At 39.8% G+C, this 548-nt stretch carries 1 protein-coding gene; it reads left to right on the top strand.

All coding sequences use genetic code 11. The annotated features are described in order from the left end of the window. Nucleotides 1-442: DnaB-like helicase C-terminal domain-containing protein (locus tag ACFIMQ_RS09730; RefSeq protein WP_375703965.1), on the top strand; the 442-nt coding region annotated here is incomplete at its 5' end. Between the last annotated feature and the right edge of the window lie 106 nt (nucleotides 443-548).

Below are 548 nucleotides of genomic sequence, written 5' to 3'. Positions count from 1 at the left end.
CATGACTAGTGGTTCAATGCGTTCATTAGAAAATCGCGTTCAAGAAATGACAGCTATTACTATGGGGCTTAAAGCACTTGCAAAAGAACTCAATATTCCCATCATTGCGCTTTCGCAATTATCACGACAAGTTGAAAACCGAACAGATAAACGTCCACAACTCTCCGATTTACGGGAATCAGGTTCAATCGAGCAAGATGCCGATATTGTGTTGTTTGTTTATCGTGAAGAATATTATCTCAACAATGAAGAACAAAAAGAAGGCAGTGCTGAGTATCACAAATGGAAAGAAGCAATGGAGCAAGTTAAGGGCAAAGCTGAGGTTATCATAGCCAAACAACGCCATGGGCCAACAGGAATCGTTCCTCTTGCTTTCCAATCTGACTTTACATGCTTTAGTGACCTAACGGATAACGACAACTTTCCAGAAATATCCGCTTGAGCTCAAAATAATGATCCGATGATTGAGAAGCAAAAACCCATAGATTCTCACAAAAAATGACGAATCTTAAAACACCCTTTGAAAGGTCTTTGAAGACCCTTTGAGA

Origin of the sequence: Bartonella sp. AD13SXNS (assembly GCF_042196465.1) — a bacterium.
GTDB lineage: Bacteria > Pseudomonadota > Alphaproteobacteria > Rhizobiales > Rhizobiaceae > Bartonella.
Note: the sequence above shows the minus strand (reverse complement) of the source record. Positions and strands in the feature narration are given on the sequence as shown.